Source organism: Brucella haematophila (genome assembly GCF_005938105.1).
In the GTDB taxonomy this organism is placed as follows: domain Bacteria; phylum Pseudomonadota; class Alphaproteobacteria; order Rhizobiales; family Rhizobiaceae; genus Brucella; species Brucella haematophila.
Genome location: NZ_VCPE01000010.1, coordinates 114,570 through 134,209, shown reverse-complemented (window position 1 = coordinate 134,209; position 19,640 = coordinate 114,570). Strand labels below are relative to the sequence as shown.

The following is a 19,640-nucleotide window of genomic DNA, read 5'->3' as shown; positions in this document are numbered from 1 at the left end:
ACCGTTCTATCAAACTATACTGCATTCAATTGCCGAGAGAGGAACGGCTGCACAATCTTTGCGAAACCGCACATATCCCGACACACTCTCAGAGCGCATTTCGATCCGATTGGATCAGCTTGCCGCTCCAGATATTTGTTTTCACGCACATCCCATCCGAAAACCGTTTCACACTTTTCAGGATGTGCTCGCAGTTTGTATTCGAAAATCTTCAAAGAAAAGATAAACACGTGTATCCGCCGGTAAAACATCCGGTTTTCCATCAATATTCTTGCGCGCATGGCGTGAAAGTGCTTGCGTCAAACAGACTTGAAGACCTGGGAGAGGAATAAAACCGCCTATGCAAGGCTGGGGAATCATCGGCGCTGCCTTCTTGTACCTGCTGCTGCTCTTTGCTGTCGCCAGTATCGGTGACCGCAGATCGTCGCGCTGGAACAGTGCGCCACGCCCCTATGTCTATGCGCTGAGCCTCGCGGTCTATTGCACGTCGTGGACCTTTTTCGGCTCCGTTGGTCTGTCCGCGCAGCGCGGACTGGAATTCCTCGGCATCTATATCGGCCCCATTCTGGTTTTCACGCTCGGCAACCGGCTGCTGCGCCATATCGTGCGGCTGGCCAAGGCGGAGCGCATCACCTCCATCGCCGATTTTCTGGCTGCCCGTTACGGCAAGAGTTTCGGCGTGGCGTCGCTTGCCACCTGCATCGCCGCCGTTGGATCCATCCCCTATATCGCCTTGCAGCTGAAAGCGGTTGCGGGCAGCGTCGGGCTGGTGATGGACCATTATGGCCGCACCCTTGCCCCGCCAGCCTTCATCTTCGGCGATATTTCACTGGCCGTCGCTGCGGTGTTGGCCGTTTTCGCCATCCTGTTCGGCACGCGCCATACCGATGCGACCGAACACCAGAATGGGCTGATCCTCGCCATTGCGGTGGAATCCGTCATCAAGCTCTGCGCATTTCTGACGGTCGGTCTCGCCTGCACCTTCTTTCTGTTCGGCTCGCCCTCGCAGCTCATCAGCCAGGTTTCCCAATCCACGGATGCGCTGAAAGCGTTTCACTATCAGACCTCCATCGGCACCTGGATTATCCAGACGGCTCTCAGTGCTGCTGCCATCATCATGCTGCCGCGCCAGTTCCACGTCACGGTTGTTGAAAGCCGCAGCGACAAGGAACTGCGCACCGCATCCTGGTTGTTCCCGGTCTATCTGGTGCTGATCAATATCTTCGTCTTTCCAATTGCATTGATCGGCGTGATGACGCTCGGCAACACGGTCAGCGGCGATCTATACGTGCTCGCCCTGCCGCTTGCCGCCGAAGCACACTGGATGGCGCTCATTGCCTTCCTCGGCGGGTTGTCCGCTGCAACCGCCATGGTGATCGTCGCCTGCGTGGCGCTGTCGATCATGATTTCCAACCATCTCGTGCTGCCGCTTTTCATCCGCAGCATGGCCAAGCGCCATCCCGCCGAACAGCCTGACCTCACCAAGGTCATTCTCAATACAAGGCGCGTGACGATCATCGCCATTCTGGCGCTTGCCTTCGCCTATTATCGTTTCACCTCCAACAATATCCATCTGGCCTCGATCGGCTTTGTGTCTTTTGCCGCCATTGCGCAATTTGCGCCCGCCTTCATCGGCGGTCTGTTCTGGCGCAATGCCAATGGGCGCGGCGCGATGCTTGGCCTTTCCGCAGGGTTCCTCGTCTGGGCCTATACGCTGCTGTTGCCCACCATGGCGCCGGAAGACGCCGCCATTTTGCGCGACGGTTTTCTCGGCTTCACAGCACTGCGCCCCGAAGCGCTGTTCGGCACCGATGCGCTGCCGCTGACCAATGGCGTGATCTGGAGCCTTGCCGCCAATACGCTGTTCTATGTTCTGGGTTCGCTGTCGCGCGCCTCGACGCCGCTGGAGCGCATTCAGGCCAGCATCTTCCTGCCGCGCTATTCCATCGCCGCGCCAACCCTGAAACGCTTTCGCACCACGGTCACCGTGGCCGAACTGAAAGCCACCATGGCGCGCTATCTGGGCTCCGAGCGTGTCGAGCGCGCCTTGCTGCGATTTGAAGGGCATCAGCAGCGCAGGCTCGATCCGGGCATGACGGTGGACACGCCCCTGATCCGCTATGCCGAACAATTGCTCGGCACGGCGGTAGGCACGGCGTCGGCGCGGCTTGTACTGTCGCTGCTTTTGCAACGCAACGATGCTTCCGGGCGGGATGCGCGCCAGCTTCTCGATGACGCCTCCGCCGCACTGCAACAAAATCGTGACCTGTTGCAGATCGCGCTCGACCAGATGGAACAGGGCATCACGGTGTTCGACAAGGATTTCCGGCTGGCATTCTGGAACCGCCAGTTCCGCACCCTGCTCAACCTGCCCGACGAGGTGATGCAGGTCGGCATACCGGTTTCGGAGATCGTCGAGCATCTGATCCGCCGCGAAGATATCGCCTTCAACACGCGCAACACCATCATTCATTCGCTGACGGCCAGCCGCAAGCCGTTGCGCATGAAGATGAAATCCACCAACAAGACCCTCGAAATCCAGTCCAATCCAATGCCGGATGGCGGCATCGTCGCGACCTATACCGACATCACCGCTGCCGTTGAAGCGGACCTGATGCGCCAGAAAGCTGCCGAAATGCTGGAGCAGCGCGTGGCCGACCGCACGGCGGAGCTGACGCATGTGAACCAGGCGCTGGCGCGTGCGCAGGCTGCTGCCGAAGAGGCCAATCTCGGCAAGACGCGCTTTCTCGCTGCCGCTGGCCACGACATTCTGCAACCGCTCAATGCCGCCCGCCTCTATTCCACCGCGCTTTCGGAAAAACTGGGGCGTTCTGAAACCAGCGAATTTGCCCGCAACATCGATTCCTCGCTGGAGGCGGTCGAGGCCATTCTGGGCATGGTGCTGGATATTTCGCGCCTCGATACCGGAGCGCTAAAGCCGGAAGTCTCGGTGTTCCGGCTGGACAAATTGCTGACCCAGATCGCCACCGATTTCACCCCGCTGGCACGCAAAAAGGCGCTGAAACTGCGCGTGGTACCGTCGAGCATCGTCGTGAAAACTGACCGCAACATGCTGCGCCGCCTGATCCAGAACCTCGTTTCCAATTCGATCAAATACAGCCGCAGCGGCGGCATACTGCTCGGCGTGCGGCGCCGCGGGGCTTTTGTCGAGTTGCAGGTGCTCGACACCGGCATCGGCATTCCACAACACAAGCTGAAGCTCGTTTTCCGTGAGTTCACCCGCCTTGATGAAGGCATGCGCGAGGCGGAAGGGCTGGGGCTTGGCCTGTCCATCGTCGACCGCATCGCCCGGCTGTTGGCATTCCCGCTGTCGGTGCGCTCGGTTCAGGGCAAAGGCACCACGTTCACCTTGCGCATTCCCGTTTCAAACGCGCCGGTTCCGGTGGAGGAAACCAGAAGCCGTCGCGGCCATGCACGTGCGCTGGAACTGACCGGCCTGGACGTACTGTGCATCGACAATGATGCCGACATCCTGTCCGGCATGGAAACGCTGCTTTCCGGCTGGGGCTGCAATGTGACCACGCTGCGCAACGGAGCGGCGTTGAGAGCGTTCTGCGCCAATCGCAGCACCGCGCCGGATGTGATCGTCGCCGATTATCACCTGATCCATGAAAACGGGATCGACATGATCGGTTACACGCGAGAGCATTTCAAAACGGAGATACCGGCCATATTGCTGACCGCCGACCGGTCCAAGGAAGTGCGCCAGCGCGCCGAGGAAGAGAATATAACCCTGTTGAACAAGCCGCTTCGTCCGGCGGCCCTGCGCTCGCTGCTGTCGCATTTCTATCATGCGCGACAGGACAGCAGCTCGGCACAGACGGCTGCGCAGTAAAACTGGATCAGCTGCTGATTACATCACTGCCGATGCGCGACAGAAGAATGACGGCCTGGGTGCGGCTATCGACGCCAAGCTTCTGCAACACTGCCGAAACATGCGCCTTGACGGTCGCTTCCGATACGCTCAGCTCATAGGCGATCTGCTTGTTGAGGAGACCTTCGGCAAGCATGGTCAACACACGGGTCTGCTGTGGTGTCAGCGTGCGCAGGCGCGCAATCAGTCCTTCGATTTCCGGGTCTTTCGGGTGATCGAGATCGATACCTTCCGGCGTCCAGATATCGCCAGCCAGCACGGCGCGAACCGCCTCGCCGATGGTTTCCATGCTGGCCGATTTGGAAATGAAGCCCGATGCGCCCAGTTCCACCGCATGATGGATGGTGGCGGCGTCATCCGTGGCGGAAACGATCACCACCGGCAAAGCCGGCTGCAACGCCTTCAGCGCGACCAGTCCTGAAAGACCTGCGCCGCCGGGCATCGTCAGATCGAGCAACAGAAGGTCAATATCGTCGCGCTCGGCAACCAGTTTCCTGACAGCATCGAAATCGCCAACTTCGACAATCTCCACGTTTTCGGATTGCCCCGACAGAACCTGTCTCAATGCGCCGCGGAAAAGCGGGTGATCGTCAGCGATGATAAAGTGCATGTGCCTCGCGCGCCAATTTCAAGTGGTTCCTCCCCGTGCGGTGCATCCAATGCGACCAATCAAGTTTTTATGCCTATTTTTATCCGGAGCAACCAAAAATCACGTTGCTAACGTGTTTTCGCATTTCTCATTGCCGCCATCTGGCCGCATTGTGTGGTAGGGTTGCGCCGGCAATTAAAAACACAGGCCCCGCCAGACACGTGAGCAGAGGGCGGGAACCAGAAGGCATTTCATGACGCGCAATACGCTTTATCCCGAGATTGAACCCTTCAAGGAAGAGATGCTGCAGGTGTCACCGCTGCATCGCATCCATGTTGAGCAGTGCGGCAACCCGGACGGCAAGCCGGTGATCATGATTCACGGCGGCCCCGGCGGCGGCATCACGCCCGCCATGCGCCGCCTGCACGATCCGGAGCGCTATCGCATCATCCTGTTCGACCAGCGCGGTTGCGGTCGCTCTACGCCCCATGCCGAATTGCGCGAAAACACCACCTGGGATCTGGTCGCCGATATGGAGCATATCCGCGCGCATCTCGGCATCGATAAATGGCAGGTCTTTGGCGGCTCGTGGGGTTCGACGCTTGGCCTCGCCTATGCCCAGACCCATCCGGAGCGCGTGTCGGAAGCGGTGTTGCGCGGCATCTTCATGCTGCGCCGGTTCGAAATCGACTGGATGTATACCAACGGCGCCAGCATCATTTTCCCGGATCACTTCGAAGCCTATCAGGACCATATTCCGGAAGCCGAGCGCGGCGACATGATTGCTGCCTATTACAAGCGCCTGACGGATCGCGATCCGAAAGTGCAGCTGGAAGCCGCCCGTCGCTGGGCGCGCTGGGAAGGCTCGGTGATTTCGCTTTTGCCAGACCCATCGCGCGTGGATGCCTTCGGCGCGGATGAATATGCAATCGCCTTTGCGCGCATCGAATGCCACTATTTCCAGAATCGCGGCTTCCTCGATTCCGACGACCAGCTTTTGCGCAATGTCGAGCGTATCCGGCATATTCCGGGTGTCATCGTGCATGGCCGCTACGATATCTGCACGCCGTTCATCAATGCATGGCAGCTCAAGAAGCTGTGGCCGGAAGCCGATCTGAAGATCGTCGAGGATAGCGGCCATGCCGTGACCGAGCCGGGCATTGTGCATGAGTTGATCGAAGCGACAAAGCGCTTCGCAGCCTGATATTCTCATTGAAACAATAAACGGCGCCAAATGGCGCCGTCTTTTTATCATCAATTTTTATCATTCAGGTCATGCAATATGAGATATTTCTCAAATCTCCATTTCCCAATTTTCCTTGGCTTCACTTCGTCCATACTTTGCTGGACAGGCCACAATTCGTACGATTTGATAATACGTTTCTTTCTCCATATTATCCCTGTGACAGTGATAATCCCGCTTATTTTTTACAACAGTATTTCTGGCTTTAATTTATCATTATCTAATTATTATTTTCGCAAAGCCGGATATCTTGTCGGGTTTTCCATAGGGCCGTTTGTAACAAATGCACCAATCCAAGGCGTAGCGTTCCTAAAATTTGCACTTATCGCCGCTATATTGTCCCTAATTCCAGCCCTCATCGAGGATTGTAGAAAACACATGTTGTGGCCGTCATGATTTATCAGGCATAGCTTGATTTGAAGGCTTTTCCGGCTCGCTATCGAAGCTCTTGGCGATATCCATGAAGCGGCGCATGAAGCGCTCCATATAGCTCATGGACTGTTCGAACTCCTGTTCGCTCGGCAGGCCCGATGCCGTGTTGCCGCTGCCCTTCTGATCGATGGCCGCCAGCCGGTCTTCCAGCACCTTCACGCGATCCTGCAAATCCGCCAGATCGTTTTCATAAGCCTCGCGGTCTTCCGTCGCCATCTTGCAGACCATCTGACCCTGCGACTGTTCGGTGCAAACCGAAATCGCGCCGGTCTTGGTATCGAGGCGCACATAGCCGGTTTCGGTCTGTTCGAGACGATAGCGGCCAGTTTCCTGCGCGACTGCTCCGGATGCGGTCAGAACCGGCGCGACCAGAGCCACCGCCGCCAGACCGCGGATGACGGGACGCGCAGCAAAAAAGGTGTTTTTGTTCGACATAATCCGATCTCCCTTTGGCTTCCTGTCATCATATGGGAGCTTTGCGACGAAAATCGAACGTTGGAGACTTTGATTTCCTGACAATTTCGGTCTAGAGAGCAGCCATGACCAACAAGATCATCTACAAGATCGCCCCGCGCGACCTCTGGGCGCAAGCGGAAAAGGCGGGAAGCTTTACGGGCGCGCCGGTTGATATTGCCGATGGCTATATCCATTTCTCTACTGCAACACAGGTGCGCGAAACAGCGGCTAAGCATTTTGCGAACCAGAACAACTTGGTTCTTGTGAGCGTGGACGCGACCCGTCTTGGTGAAAACCTTAAATATGAGGCCTCGCGCGGCGGCGCGCTTTTCCCTCATCTCTATGCGGATCTTCCGCTTGATGCGGTCGTGACTGTCGAGCCCTTGCTGCTCGATGACGACGGACTTCATATTTTCCCGGAGCTGAAAGACGAATGAGCGGACTTTTTGAAACTCTCGGCCGACGCGCCCTCTTCTCTTTCGACGCCGAACAGGCGCATGGCCTGTCCATTGCCGGGCTGAAAACCGGGCTCGTCAGCTGCAGCGCGCCGAGCGACCCCGCTTTGTCGGTGAAGGTTGCGGGCTTGCAGTTTCCCAATCCGCTCGGCATGGCCGCCGGCTACGACAAGAATGCCGAAGTGCCGGATGCGCTTTTGAAGCTCGGCTTCGGCTTCACCGAGATCGGTACCATCACGCCGCGCCCGCAAAGCGGCAATCCGCGTCCGCGCATTTTCCGCCTCGTGGATGACAAGGCCGTCATCAATCGCCTCGGCTTCAACAATGAGGGCCACGAAGCGGCTTTCAAGCGCCTGTCGCAACGCGCAGGCAAGAGCGGCATTGTCGGTGTCAATATCGGCGCCAACAAGGATGCGGAAGATCGCATTGCCGATTATGTGGCGGGCATTCGCCGGTTCTACCAGCTGGCGCGCTATTTCACCGTCAATATTTCCTCGCCCAACACACCGGGCTTGCGCAATCTTCAGGCGCGCGACAGCTTGCGCGAGCTTTTGAGCCGCGTGCTGGAAGCGCGTAACGAAGAAGGCAGCATGTGCACGCTGAAGCGCCCCGTGTTCCTCAAGATCGCGCCTGATCTGGCCGATGAGGAACTGGACGACATCGCCGCCGAGGCCACCGAGCAGAAGCTGGACGGGATCATCGTTTCCAACACGACCCTGTCGCGCACGGGGCTGAAAAGCGCCGAAAACCGCGATGAAACCGGCGGACTTTCCGGTGCGCCGCTGTTTGAACGGTCAACCGTGGTGCTGGCCCGCATGCGTGAGCGCGTCGGCCCCGACATGCCGCTGATCGGCGTTGGCGGCATCGACAGCGCTGAAACCGCCCTGACCAAGATCAAGGCCGGAGCAGATCTGGTGCAGCTTTATACGGGTCTCATCTATCGTGGCCCGGGTCTGCCGAGTGATATCCTGCGTGGGCTGTCGGCAGCGGTCAAACGCGAAGGCGTTGCCAATATTGCCGAGCTGCGCAACCGCGACGCAAAAGACTGGGCAGCCCGTCAGCTGCCTGCCTGATTATCTCGTGAATTCCAGCCTGTAACGGCGTGGCAGCATCGCCAGAAGCGTGATGCCGCGCACCGACAGGAACAGATTGAGCGCCAGCCAAAGCCCGTGATTGCCCATCGCGGGCTTTGCGGCATAAAGCACGGCCATGAAGAAGGCCAGCGACAGGAACATCATGTTGCGCATGTCGCGCGACCATGTGGCCCCGATATAGACGCCGTCCATATGGAAGGCGAGCAGCCCGGTCATCCCGGTCAGTGCGGCCCATGGCAGATATTTGAGCGCCTCGGCATGCACATCCTCGGCCTTGGACAAGAGGCCTATGATCGGATCACCGAAAACCAGAAGCGCGAAGGCGATGATGCTTGCCATCACCAGCCCCCAGACAAAGGTCAGTTTCGCACCGCGCACAAAGGCCGGGCTATAGCGAGCACCGATGGACCGCCCAACGATCTGTTCGGCGGCGGCGGCCATGCCATCGAGGAAGAAGCCCGCCACAAGGAAGAAATTCATCAGCACGGCATTGGCCGCAAGCGTCACCGGTCCGAGATCGGAACCCGCACGTGTGAAAAAGGCAAAAGCGGTCAGAAGCAGGAAGGAGCGGATCATGATATCGCGATTGACCGCGAACATGCGCACAATGCCTTCCTTCTGGAAAATGCGCTGGCGGCTCGGGCGCTTGGTTGCATCCTTGCGGAAATGCCGGACCACCAGAAAAAGGCCGACAATCGCCGCGACCGTTTCGCCGGTGACCGTGGCCCATGCCACGCCCGTCACACCCCAGCCGAGTTCCAGACCGAGAACAATGCACAGCACAATATTGATGCCGTTGAGCAGAACCTGAAGGCCAAGGCCGAGCAGCCCCTGCCCGCGCCCGAGTACCAGCCCCAGCACGGAGTAATTGATGAGAGCAACCGGGGCCGCCAGCATACGGATCGACACATAGGTCGCCATGGCTTCCTGGGTCGCGCTTGTCGGATGCATGAAGCTTGAAGCCGCCGCCAGTGTCAGCGGCAGTGTCAGGATCATCAGCACGCCGGCAGCGACAGCGATGATGATGGCGCGCCAGAAGATCGCCTGTTCTTCGACGGCGTCATCAGCACCCATGGCCTGCGCCACCAGACCGGTGGTGCCGGAGCGCAGGAAATTGAACATGGACAGCAGGAAGTCGAACACCAGCGCGCCAATGGCCAATCCGCCGATCAGCTCGGCCTTGCCCATCTGGCCGACCACGCCCATGTCGACGAGGCCGAGAAGTGGCGTCGTGACGGCGGCAAGTGTCATGGGAATAGCGATCAGCATGACCATGCGATGCGTCACATCGAACGGCCTCGTAACGCTTCCAACGCGCTGCGACTGATCCATAGTCAACTGTCCCCGAATTCATGCCTGTTGTTCGAGAACGTCTACTCTGGAATCGCTCGAAACTACAGAGAATTCGGCCCATAGATTGTCGCAGCTCCTGACAGCTATCTGTCAGGAGTTTGTGGAGATCAGAGACCGAGCATCATCGCCCAGTAAATTCGATTGGGCTTGTTTTCCGGCGTTGCCCAGGCAAGGCCGTAATGGCTGAATGTGGGATCGAGCATATTCTTGCGATGACCGGGCGATTTCATCCAGGCGTCAAACACCGCCTCGGTGCTCGACTGGCCGGATGCGACGTTTTCTGCCGCTGGCCCGCGAATGCCCGCCTGACGCAACCGCGCAACGAACCCATTGCCCCAGCCCACGCTGTGGCCAATCTTGCCATAGCTTGCCATGCGCTTCGCCTGAAAAAGCGCAGCCTGTTCCAGCTTGGAATCGGTCGCCATCAATGAGAGGCCATTTGCCTTGCGGATGGCGTTGAAAAGCCCGGTAGGATCGCCAGCGCTTACCACATTTGTCGCCGCCTCAGCCGCGTCAAACGGCAAGGCGGAGAGCGAAACCGCGCCCCCGGCGAGCACCAGAAAGCCACGCCGGGAAAGCATTAATCCTTGTTTTTGCTGCATCGTCCGAATGTCTTTGTTTGCCGCATTGTCCAACGCAAAACCGCTTCGCACTTTTGCTGGAAATGCTCCTAACCTGCTGCCAATATCTGCTATTTGCGATAGCTGAGGATACGGAGCAAAATAAAGGCAGGGATGACAACGGCTGCGCCCAGAATGAGATAATCCGCAAAACGCGCGACGGCGGAGAAGCCCATATTCCACAGGCGCAGGAAGAAATCGCGAATGCCCCATAGAATATCATAGGGCGTCCAGTGGAAAGCGCTCATGACTACGCCGACCACCAGCGAGATCAGCACCAGTTTGACAATGATGCGAGCAGGCGTATCGCCAAGAAAACGGTTTACACCATCAGACATGCAACTCTCCTGCGTCTCGATTGCCGCCATGCGGACAGATTCATCGCGCAAGACATAGGCTGTGATGATGACATCCGCAAGTTTTGAGCGTCTGAACCTAAAGAGCCTGAATCAAAAAGCGGCATGTGTGTGCGAAAATGGTGATTTTCGAGTACCGGAGCGCAGCGTACTTAAAGGTACGTGAGCACCGGAACGTAGAAAATTGCCATTTGCAGCCACACAGGGCGACTTTTGGAACAGGCTCTATCTTTGCTTACGATAATCGCGTGGAGCCTTCTGCTTCTGGCGCGAGAAGGACCGGTTCATGCTGCGCGTATCGGTAAAGCCGCTGGCGACGGCCACTTCCAGAAGCGATAATCCTGTTTCGGCCAGCAGTTCCTTTGCCTTTTTGACGCGCAGTTCCTCGCGCACTTCGAAGGCCGTGCGTTCCAGCGCCAGCCGGAAGCCGCGCTCCATCTGCCGCACCGAAATGCCGAGCCTGCGCGCCACATCGATCATCGGCACCGGGTCTTCCAGCGTTTCCTCGAAAATGCGGATGGCCTTGCGGATCATCGGCGAGCGCACGCCGTTGAAGCTGAGCGCTGGCTGCTCGGAGCGCACCAGCTCGTAAGGGATCATCAGGATCGACGCACTCTTGCGCGCCAGTTCTTCGGAAATCTCGTTCTGGATGATGGAGAGAGCCAGCGACGCCGCTCCCAGCCCGCCCGCGCAGGTATAGTGCCGCCCGCTGCGGTGAAAAAGGCTGGTCGTGTCCGCGGTATAGCCGTCGAACAGGTCGAGAAAATCGTCGCGGTGGAACCAATTCACACAGCAATTGCGGTCTTCAAGCAGGCTCCCCTCGGCAAGCAGGAAAGCGGCGGTGCACAGCCCCACCACGGTTTTGCCGCGCTTGTCGGCGCGCTTGATGAGATCGATCAATGCCTGCTGGCGCGGACGATACTGGGCAAGCACCCCGCCGACGACGGCGACATAATCGCATTCGTCAAGTTCGCCGATGGGAGCCGTCGGCTCGATCACCATGCCGGAGCTGGACGCAACCGGATCGCCGGACAGCGTGCAGATTTTCCAGGCGCAACGGATCTGGCGGCTCTTGTCACGATCATCGGCAGCCAGACGGAAGGGATCGAGGAACAGGCTCAGCGCCGTCAGCGTAAAACCCGGCAGCGCGACAATGCCAACCGACAGCCTGCGTGGCTGAGCTTCGCCTTGCGCGTTTTGTAAATCCGGCCTTCGGCTTGTATCCAATCCCGTTCCGTTTGCCACGTCAGTCGCTCTCCTCCGCCCTTGTCACATATCTGCGCGGAGTTACTCGTGCCGTCAACGAAAATGCTTGGAAAGCTTCAACTGCTGCGCCTGATAGTTGGAACCAAGATCGGTGCCGTAAAGCGCCTTCGGGCGGTTCAGCATATGCTCATAGACAAGGCGACCGACGATCTGGCCATGTTCCAGAATGAACGGCACTTCATGGCTGCGCACTTCGAGAACCGCGCGGCTGCCCGTGCCGCCAGCAGCACTATGGCCGAAGCCCGGATCGAAGAAGCCCGCATAATGAACGCGGAACTCACCGACCAGCGGATCGAAAGGCGTCATCTCCGCGGCGTAGAGCGGCGGCACATGCACGGCTTCACGCGAGACGAGGATATAGAATTCATCCGGGTCGAGCACCAGTTCGCGCGCGCCGCGATCATAGATCGGCTCCCAGAAATCGAGCACATCATTGGCGGCGCGCTTGTCCACATCGACAACCCCGGTGTGGTGCTTGCCGCGATAGCCGATCAGCCTGTCCGGGCCACCGGAAAGATCGACGGAAAGCGCAATGCCACCACCGGAAATATTCGGCATTTCAGCAGCCACCAGCGTCTCGGAATCGTGCAGCGCGGCCAGTTCCGCCTCATCCAGCTGGGCACGGCCCTTGCGGAAGCGGATCTGCGACAGGCGCGAACCGGTGCGCGCAACAATCGGGAATGTGCGCGGGCTGACTTCCAGATAAAGCGGGCCCTTGTAACCGGCGGGCACCTTGTCGAATTCCTGCGCGCCATCGACAATTACACGGGTGAAGATATCGAGACGACCGGTCGAGCTTTTCGGATTGGCGGAAGCCGACAGTTCCGGCGACAGTGAAAGGCTTTCCAACAGTGGCACGATATAGACGCAGCCGGTTTCGAGAACCGCGCCTGCGGTCAGGTCGATCTCGTGCAGCTTGAGGCGCTCGAGTTTGTCGATGACCGGCGTGCCCGGACCCGGCATGAAGGAGGCGCGAACACGATAGGCCTTTGCGCCAAGGCGAAGATCGAGGCTCGCAGGCTGGATCTGGTCGGCATCCAATGGACGCGGCGAAGCCAGCAAACCGCTTTCGAACAGCGCAGCGATATCCGCATCCGCCAGAATTCCCGCATCTCTTAGCGCCATCGACCTCGTACTCCATAGTCTGAGCAATTCTTCAAAAGACCTTTGACCACTCAAAGGCCCGATGCCAACCCTTCGCACCCGGAGAAACGGGGTTTTCCGCAGGAATCGAAGCCAATCGCAAACCAACGAGGCAGGCTTTTCCGCGAATCTGGTTCTTCTAGCATTGACGACCTTGCACAACAGGCATAATGAAAATGTGTTCCGTGGTGATTTGGCCGGCCGGCTTGCAGCCACGTTAAAGAATTCGCTAAAAAGGGCCGCGGTTCGTTACCGGCCTTTTGGGCCGGTTTTTTATTGGCCGCCGAGATGCCACTAAACGCTTTTGGGCGTCCCGGCCGACCAGCTTTTGACAGGTTGGAAAAATGACGACTGAGACTACCCGCAAGTTCCGCCCCGCGACACAGCTCGTGCACGCCGGTTCGCTCCGCTCCGGTTTCGCCGAAATGTCGGAAGCGATGTTCCTCACGCAGGGTTTCCTTTATCCCGATGCCGAAGCTGCCGAAGCGCGCTTCAAGGGCGAAAATCCGGGTTTCATCTATTCGCGTTATGCCAACCCCACCACGGACATGTTCGAAAAGCGCATGTGCGCGCTGGAAGGTGCCGAGGAAGGCCGTGCCACGGCTTCCGGCATGGCTGCTGTCGCCGCCGCCATTCTGTGCCAGGTGCAGGCGGGTGATCATGTGATTTCCGCGCGCGCCGTGTTTGGCTCGTGTCGTTATATCGTCGAGACCCTGCTGCCGCGCTATGGCGTGGAAATCTCGATCATCGACGGCTCGGATATCGCAAACTGGAAAGCCGCCGTTCGCCCGAACACCAAGGTGATGTTCCTCGAAAGCCCGTCGAACCCGACGCTCGAAATCATCGACATCGCCGCCGTGGCCCAGGTGGCCAATGAAGCCGGTGCGAAGCTCATCGTCGACAATGTGTTTGCGACCCCGCTTTACCAGAAGCCGCTGGAGCTTGGCGCGCATATCGTCGTCTATTCGACCACCAAGCATATTGACGGTCAGGGCCGCTGCCTTGGCGGCATCGTGCTGTCGGACCGCGAATGGGTCGAGACCACGCTTCAGGACTATTACCGCCACACCGGCCCCGGCATGAGCCCGTTCAATGCGTGGATCATGCTGAAGGGTCTGGAAACGCTGTCCGTGCGCGTGCGCCAGATGACGCAGTCGGCGGCTGCCGTTGCCGATGTTCTCGCAGGCAAGCCGGGCGTCAAGCGCGTCATCTATCCGGGCCGCGCCGACCATCCGCAGGCGGATATCATCGCCAAGCAGATGACGGGCGGTTCGACCCTGATCGCGCTGGAACTGGAAGGCGGCAAGGATGCTGCATTCAAGTTCGAAAACGCGCTACAGGTGTTCAGCATCTCCAACAATCTGGGCGATGCCAAGAGCCTGATCACCCATCCGGCCACCACGACGCACAAGAACCTCAGCGATGAGGCCAAGGCCGAGCTGGGTATTTCCGATGGCGTGCTGCGCATTTCGGTCGGCCTTGAAGACACCGACGATCTCCTGGAAGACGTCGAAGAAGCGCTGAAGGCAGCGGTTCGCTAAACCCACATAAATTGATTATCCGGCTCAATGGAATCGGGCCGGATAATCAGCTCGATTTCTGTCCATTTTCATCCTGAAGCATCTCGGGATCATGTAAAAGACGGTGTTTCGTCTTAAAAAATGTGACCTTTTCGCTGCAATCCCCCGCAAGAACGATCCAAACGCAGAAAATCTACCTCGCTGACCCTGTCCAGATTACCGCTTCGCGTTGACCTCCAACGCAACTTTGGCGATAGGTGGACATCAGGCACATGATAAAGGCGGATGCGATGTATAGGGCGGTGACGCAGGGGATCGAAATAACGGTTGAGCCGTTTTATCTGGAAGAAGAGTCGGCTCCCGAAGACAATCGCTATGTCTGGGGTTATCGCATTACTATCGCCAATAATTCATCCGATACGGTGCAGCTGCGCTCGCGCTACTGGCAGATTACCGACGCCAATGGCCGCGTTGAGGAAGTACGCGGCGCCGGTGTCGTGGGCGAACAGCCTGTTCTCGATCCGGGTGACTCGTTCCAGTATTCGTCCGGTTGCCCGCTGACCACATCGTCCGGCGTGATGGTTGGCCGCTATCAGATGCAAAATCCGACCGGCAACACATTCGAAGTGGATATTCCGGCTTTCTCGCTGGATGTGCCCGAGCAGCGCCGCACGCTGAATTAAGCCAAGCCGAGCCGCAACTGCATCACAAGACATAGAAAAGCCGGGGCGGCTCTCCTGAACCGCCCCGGCTTTTCATTATTCTCATTCATTACTTCGCAAACAGCGCGGGATCGAACTCGTAGCTGGTCGAGCAGAATTCGCAGGTCACCGAAACCTTGCCGTTCTCAATGCTGTCCTGAATTTCCTCGGCGGTGAAACCGGCGAGAACACCCTGGATTTTCTCACGCGAGCAGGAGCATTCGTCCACCACCTTGATGGCGTTGAAGACGCGCACGCCGCGTTCATGGAACAGGCGATAGAGCAGCCGTTCAGAGCCAATCGTCGGATCGGTCAGTTCCGAGCTTTCGATGGTTCCAACCAGCGACCGCGCCTCATCCCAGGCGTCATCCACCGGATGATGCACGGCTTCATTTTCGTCGCCGTCCCCGCCCGGCAGATCGGGAATGCGCGCGCGCAGTTCCGATTCCGGCAGGAACTGGATGATCAGTCCGCCAGCGCGCCATTGTTCGACGAGCTTGCCATCGGCACCCCGTTCGACCAGCTTGGCGACGCTGAGCTTCAGATCGGTCGGGATCTGTTCCGACTGGCGGAAATAGGTCGTCGCGATTTCTTCCAGCGTCGAGCCGTCAAGCGCCACGATGCCCTGATAGCGCTGCATATAGGCGCCCTGATCCACCGTGAAGGCCAGCGTGCCGCGACCGAGCAGCTCTTCCGGCTCTGTCTTGCCAGCGGCGATGGCATCCTTCAGGCGCTCATCATCGAAACGCGCATAGGCGCGCACCGCATGCGGCGTGCTGAAATCCACCACCAGCATGTCCACCGGACCGTCGGACTGGGTCTGGAAGATGAACTTGCCTTCGAATTTGAGCGAAGTGCCGAGCAAAACAGTCAGAACCGTCGCCTCAGCCAGCAGGCGGGCCACTTCCTCGGGATATTTATGGCGTTTCAGAATGGCGTCGATGCTCGTGCCAAGCTGAACCGCGCGACCGCGCACATCGAGCCCTTCCACCTGGAAGGGCACGACCGCATTGTCGCCTGCAAAGCCGAAATCACCCAGATCGAGCTTGGGACCCGACTGGCCGTTTTCGGCTTCGATATGAATGTTGCTGGTATCCTCAGCCACAGAAAACTCCAATCACGCGCCTTGCAAGCACCAGGCCAGAATGGCCTTCTGGGCGTGGAGCCTGTTTTCGGCTTCGTCGAACACGACCGATTGCGGCCCGTCGATCACTTCGTTGGTCACTTCCTCCCCGCGATGCGCAGGCAGGCAATGCATGAAGAGCGCCTTCGGATCAGCTTGTGCCATCAGCCTTGCATTGACCTGATAGGGCATGAACACATTGTGTCCACGGGCGCGGTCTTCCTGCCCCATCGAAACCCAGGTGTCGGTCACGATGCAATCCACACCGCTTGCCGCTTTCTCCGGGTCTGTCGTAGACATGATGTCCGCACCATGCGCCCTGGCCCAGTCAATAAAGTGCTGGTTTGGCTCACTGCCTTCCGGCGTCGCGATATTGACGTTGAAGTCAAACCGCGCCGCGGCTTCCACAAGCGAATGCAGGACGTTGTTGCCGTCCCCCATCCAGGCAAAGGTTTTGCCTTTGATCGAGCCGCGATGTTCCTCATATGTAAGAACGTCGGCCATGATCTGACAAGGGTGGGTGTCGTCGGTCAATGCATTAATGACGGGAACGGTCGCATATTCGGCCAGTTCCAGCATACGGTCATGCGATGTGGTGCGGATCATGATCGCATCCACATAGCGCGACAGGACCTTCGCCGTATCAGCGATGGTTTCGCTGCGGCCGAGCTGCATTTCCGAGCCGGTGAGCATCAGCGTTTCACCGCCGAGCTGGCGCATGCCCACATCGAACGACACGCGGGTGCGTGTCGACGGTTTTTCGAAAATCATCGCCAGCACCTTGCCGGCAAATGGCTTTTCAATCTCGCCTGCCTTCAGGCGCGCCTTGCGCACCTTGGCGTCCTCAAGGATGGAGCGCAATTCGCTTCCCGGGACGGAAGACAGATCGAGGAAGTGCTTGATACCGTTATCCTGAGCCATGATTACGCCGTCTTGCTGATCGGATTTGCGACGGAAAGCCGTTCCACGGCCATTTCGATGCGGTTCAGCGCCTCACGGGCTTCTTCCGGCGTCGTGACCAGCGGCGGCAGCAGACGAACGACATTATCGCCAGCGCCAACGCTCAGGAAATGCTCGTCACGCAGCGCCTGAATGAGCGTGGTGTTCGGAACAACGCACTTGATGCCCATCAGGAGACCGCGACCGCGAACTTCGGAAACCACATTCGGGAACCGGTCGATGATCGAGGCAAGGCCCTGCTTCATGACAAGCGCGGTGGCCTGAACATTTTCCAGGAAACCGTCAGACAGCACGACATCCAGCACGGCATTACCGACAGCCATAGCCAGCGGATTGCCGCCATAGGTCGTGCCATGCACACCGGCAACCATGCCCTTGGCGGCTTCAGCCGTCGCAAGGCAGGCGCCAACCGGAAAACCGCCGCCAATACCCTTGGCCACAGCCATGATGTCCGGCGTGACGCCCGACCATTCATGGGCAAACAGCTTGCCGGTACGGCCAACGCCGGTCTGGACTTCATCAAGGATCATCAGCAGGCCCTTGTCGTCACAGATCTGACGGATAAGGCGCATGAATTCTTCCGGGAAGCCGCGCAGACCGCCCTCGCCCTGCACGGGCTCAAGCAGGATACCGGCGGTTTCATCGGTAATAGCGGCGCGCAAGGCGGCTTCGTCGCCGAACGGCACCTGATCGAAGCCTTCGACCTTAGGGCCGAAACCTTCGAGATACTTGGCCTGACCACCGGCAGCGATGGTCGCAAGCGTGCGGCCATGGAATGCGCCTTCAAAGGTGATGATCCGGAAACGCTCCGGATGGCCGTTCGCGAAATGATAGCGACGCGCGGTCTTGATCGCGCATTCAAGCGCTTCCGCGCCGGAATTGGTGAAGAAGACCTTGTCGGCAAATGTGTTGTCGACCAGACGCTGGCCGAGCTTTTCCTGTCCGGGAACTTCATAAAGATTGGACAGATGCCACAGCTTTTCAGCCTGATTTTTCAGGGCTTCGACCAGATGTGGATGCGAATGGCCAAGGGAGTTCACCGCGATGCCAGCCGCAAAATCAAGATAGCGCTCGCCGGTTTCGGTGATCAGCCAGATGCCCTCACCTCGCTCGAAGCGCAGAGCCGCACGATTATAGGTGTCGTAAAGCGGTTGCACGGTCGTAGCGTCGGTCATTGCAATCAGGCCTCCATAAGCCCTTCTAAATGCTGCATATCCGAGGAAAACGGACTGTCAGCCTTTGCCATTTTGAGCGATAATCCGACCCTCTCTCCGGCCGGTCATCACAGGATTGCAGCAGGTGGATCATGCGCCTCGCGCGTGAAAAGCCTGCCGAAATAAAAAGCCGCCCACCGGGCGGCACAATTATTCATGGGCGTATATTGGCGCTCGCGAAAAAAATGTCAATCAAACTAAGCCCGGATTGTCGCTCATCTTTGCGCATGAGTTCATGCATTTTATGTCCGCACGTCTGAGCTTTGCCTAAGCTTCGCCCAAGCCTTGCATGATGGGCATATCAGACTTTCCGCAACAATTCGGCAAGCGGGGTAGCGCGACCGTCGCACGCCCTATATATAGTGCCCAGTTTCCACGACAGGGTTCGTGCGGCGGCTTCTCTCTCCCAGGTGTTCAAAAATGCACCACAGGACCAAAGAAAAACCGTCTTTGCCACCCAAGTTGGGGAAAACCCTAAAAATGGAATCTGCCTGACAGGGCTATCCCTTGTCATGGAGTCATCCGGTAATGTAGTTTCTCTTTAAAGAAAAAAGCTACATTTCGTGCGGCGGACCTAGTCACCCGGATAGATATGGTGTTTGCGCCTGGAGCAATCCGGGAACACTGGTGGATTCCGGATAACGAAAATGATTGGAGCCCAGGGCGATGAACTGGACAGACGAACGCGTTGAACTACTGAAGAAACTGTGGAGCGAAGGCTTGAGCGCAAGCCAGATCGCTGCACAGCTTGGCGGCGTCAGCCGCAATGCAGTGATCGGCAAAGTGCACCGTCTGAAGCTTTCAGGTCGCGGTAAGACGACGACCGCTGCTCCACGCAGCAAGAAAGTGAATACGGTTGCAGCAGCGCCGCGTCCTGTGACGCAGCATACGGGCGGCAGCACGCATACCACCCATACGACGACGATGCGCACGGCAACCGTTACCAAGACGGTCGGCGCAACGGCGCTGCAGATGGAATATGCCGCTGAAGTGGTGACCGAGACCGTCATCAAGCCGGCTTCGGATGTCGTGGTGCCTATTTCGCGCCGCCTCACCCTGTTGCAGCTCAGCGAACGCACCTGCAAGTGGCCGATTGGTGATCCGCTGAACGAGGATTTCCACTTCTGCGGCAGTGAATCCTGCGAATCCAGCCCTTATTGCAAGTACCACTCGCGTATGGCTTTCCAGCCAACGGCAGAACGGCGCCGGGCACGCTGATC

The 19,640-nt window shown here is 58.3% G+C and carries 17 protein-coding genes, 1 pseudogene and 1 riboswitch; of the genes and pseudogenes, 7 read left to right on the top strand and 11 right to left on the bottom strand.

Annotated features, from left to right (window positions below):
• The first annotated feature begins 340 nt into the window (after positions 1 to 340).
• A complete protein-coding gene (locus FGI60_RS15835; RefSeq protein ID WP_138786012.1) occupies positions 341 to 3,856 on the top strand; it encodes a hybrid sensor histidine kinase/response regulator in 3,516 nt (1,171 codons plus the stop codon).
• 7 nt (positions 3,857 to 3,863) lie between these two features.
• Here FGI60_RS15835 and FGI60_RS15830 read toward each other — a convergent pair whose 3' ends face one another.
• Entirely contained in the window at positions 3,864 to 4,505 is a 642-nt protein-coding gene (locus FGI60_RS15830; RefSeq protein ID WP_138786011.1) for a response regulator transcription factor, read from the bottom strand.
• 232 nt (positions 4,506 to 4,737) lie between these two features.
• Here FGI60_RS15830 and pip point away from each other — a divergent pair, with 232 nt between their 5' ends.
• Positions 4,738 to 5,688: a prolyl aminopeptidase gene (gene pip / locus FGI60_RS15825; protein WP_078337920.1), complete on the top strand. Its 951-nt coding sequence runs from the start codon at positions 4,738 to 4,740 to the stop codon at positions 5,686 to 5,688.
• Between the two features lie 429 nt (positions 5,689 to 6,117).
• On the opposite strand, the gene FGI60_RS15820 is transcribed toward pip, so the two are convergent.
• A complete protein-coding gene (locus FGI60_RS15820) occupies positions 6,118 to 6,594 on the bottom strand; it encodes a hypothetical protein (protein ID WP_138786010.1) in 477 nt (158 codons plus the stop codon).
• A gap of 104 nt (positions 6,595 to 6,698) precedes the next feature.
• Between FGI60_RS15820 and FGI60_RS15815 the strand changes: the two genes are divergently transcribed.
• Together FGI60_RS15815 and FGI60_RS15810 are read left to right on the top strand one after the other, a co-directional pair.
• Entirely contained in the window at positions 6,699 to 7,052 is a 354-nt protein-coding gene (locus tag FGI60_RS15815) for a DUF952 domain-containing protein (RefSeq protein WP_138786009.1), read from the top strand.
• Positions 7,049 to 8,143 carry a quinone-dependent dihydroorotate dehydrogenase gene (locus FGI60_RS15810; protein WP_138786008.1) on the top strand — a complete coding sequence of 365 codons (1,095 nt, stop codon included), beginning with the start codon at positions 7,049 to 7,051 and terminating at the stop codon, positions 8,141 to 8,143. Before FGI60_RS15815 ends, FGI60_RS15810 begins: the two co-directional genes overlap by 4 nt.
• On the opposite strand, the gene FGI60_RS15805 is transcribed toward FGI60_RS15810, so the two are convergent.
• The 6 genes and pseudogenes from FGI60_RS15805 to FGI60_RS15780 all read right to left on the bottom strand — a co-directional run bounded on the left by FGI60_RS15805 (position 8,144) and on the right by FGI60_RS15780 (position 12,884).
• Positions 8,144 to 9,496 carry an MATE family efflux transporter gene (locus FGI60_RS15805; protein ID WP_138786007.1) on the bottom strand — a complete coding sequence of 451 codons (1,353 nt, stop codon included), beginning with the start codon at positions 9,494 to 9,496 and terminating at the stop codon, positions 8,144 to 8,146.
• 128 nt (positions 9,497 to 9,624) lie between these two features.
• Entirely contained in the window at positions 9,625 to 10,119 is a 495-nt protein-coding gene (locus tag FGI60_RS15800) for a CAP domain-containing protein (RefSeq protein WP_138786006.1), read from the bottom strand.
• A gap of 89 nt (positions 10,120 to 10,208) precedes the next feature.
• On the bottom strand, positions 10,209 to 10,475 hold the full coding sequence (locus FGI60_RS15795) for a DUF6460 domain-containing protein (protein ID WP_078338112.1): 267 nt from the start codon (positions 10,473 to 10,475) through the stop codon (positions 10,209 to 10,211).
• A gap of 100 nt (positions 10,476 to 10,575) precedes the next feature.
• Positions 10,576 to 10,684, bottom strand: a pseudogene (locus FGI60_RS15790) (flagellar basal body P-ring protein FlgI); the annotation flags it as partial.
• A 34-nt stretch (positions 10,685 to 10,718) separates the two neighbouring features.
• A complete protein-coding gene (locus FGI60_RS15785) occupies positions 10,719 to 11,720 on the bottom strand; it encodes a GlxA family transcriptional regulator (protein WP_078337915.1) in 1,002 nt (333 codons plus the stop codon).
• A 72-nt stretch (positions 11,721 to 11,792) separates the two neighbouring features.
• Positions 11,793 to 12,884: a 2'-deoxycytidine 5'-triphosphate deaminase gene (locus FGI60_RS15780; RefSeq protein ID WP_138786005.1), complete on the bottom strand. Its 1,092-nt coding sequence runs from the start codon at positions 12,882 to 12,884 to the stop codon at positions 11,793 to 11,795.
• A gap of 193 nt (positions 12,885 to 13,077) precedes the next feature.
• A riboswitch (SAM riboswitch) is annotated at positions 13,078 to 13,157 on the top strand.
• Positions 13,158 to 13,246: 89 nt separating this feature from the next.
• Between FGI60_RS15780 and FGI60_RS15775 the strand changes: the two genes are divergently transcribed.
• Together FGI60_RS15775 and apaG are read left to right on the top strand one after the other, a co-directional pair.
• Positions 13,247 to 14,443 (top strand): O-succinylhomoserine sulfhydrylase, encoded by a 1,197-nt coding sequence (locus FGI60_RS15775; RefSeq protein WP_138786004.1) that lies wholly within the window; start codon positions 13,247 to 13,249, stop codon positions 14,441 to 14,443.
• Between the two features lie 269 nt (positions 14,444 to 14,712).
• A complete protein-coding gene (gene apaG / locus FGI60_RS15770) occupies positions 14,713 to 15,105 on the top strand; it encodes a Co2+/Mg2+ efflux protein ApaG (protein WP_078337912.1) in 393 nt (130 codons plus the stop codon).
• 88 nt (positions 15,106 to 15,193) lie between these two features.
• On the opposite strand, the gene FGI60_RS15765 is transcribed toward apaG, so the two are convergent.
• Genes FGI60_RS15765 through FGI60_RS15755 form a run of 3 tightly spaced genes read right to left on the bottom strand, consistent with a single transcriptional unit; the run spans position 15,194 to position 18,381 of the window.
• Complete coding sequence (locus FGI60_RS15765) at positions 15,194 to 16,228, bottom strand: Hsp33 family molecular chaperone (RefSeq protein WP_138786003.1); 1,035 nt, start codon at positions 16,226 to 16,228, stop codon at positions 15,194 to 15,196.
• A 12-nt stretch (positions 16,229 to 16,240) separates the two neighbouring features.
• On the bottom strand, positions 16,241 to 17,167 hold the full coding sequence (gene argF, locus FGI60_RS15760; protein WP_078337911.1) for an ornithine carbamoyltransferase: 927 nt from the start codon (positions 17,165 to 17,167) through the stop codon (positions 16,241 to 16,243).
• A gap of 2 nt (positions 17,168 to 17,169) precedes the next feature.
• A complete protein-coding gene (locus FGI60_RS15755) occupies positions 17,170 to 18,381 on the bottom strand; it encodes an aspartate aminotransferase family protein (RefSeq protein WP_138786002.1) in 1,212 nt (403 codons plus the stop codon).
• A 705-nt stretch (positions 18,382 to 19,086) separates the two neighbouring features.
• On the opposite strand from FGI60_RS15755, the gene FGI60_RS15745 reads away from it, so the two are divergent.
• Complete coding sequence (locus FGI60_RS15745; protein WP_078337909.1) at positions 19,087 to 19,638, top strand: GcrA family cell cycle regulator; 552 nt, start codon at positions 19,087 to 19,089, stop codon at positions 19,636 to 19,638.
• The last annotated feature ends 2 nt before the right edge of the window (positions 19,639 to 19,640 follow it).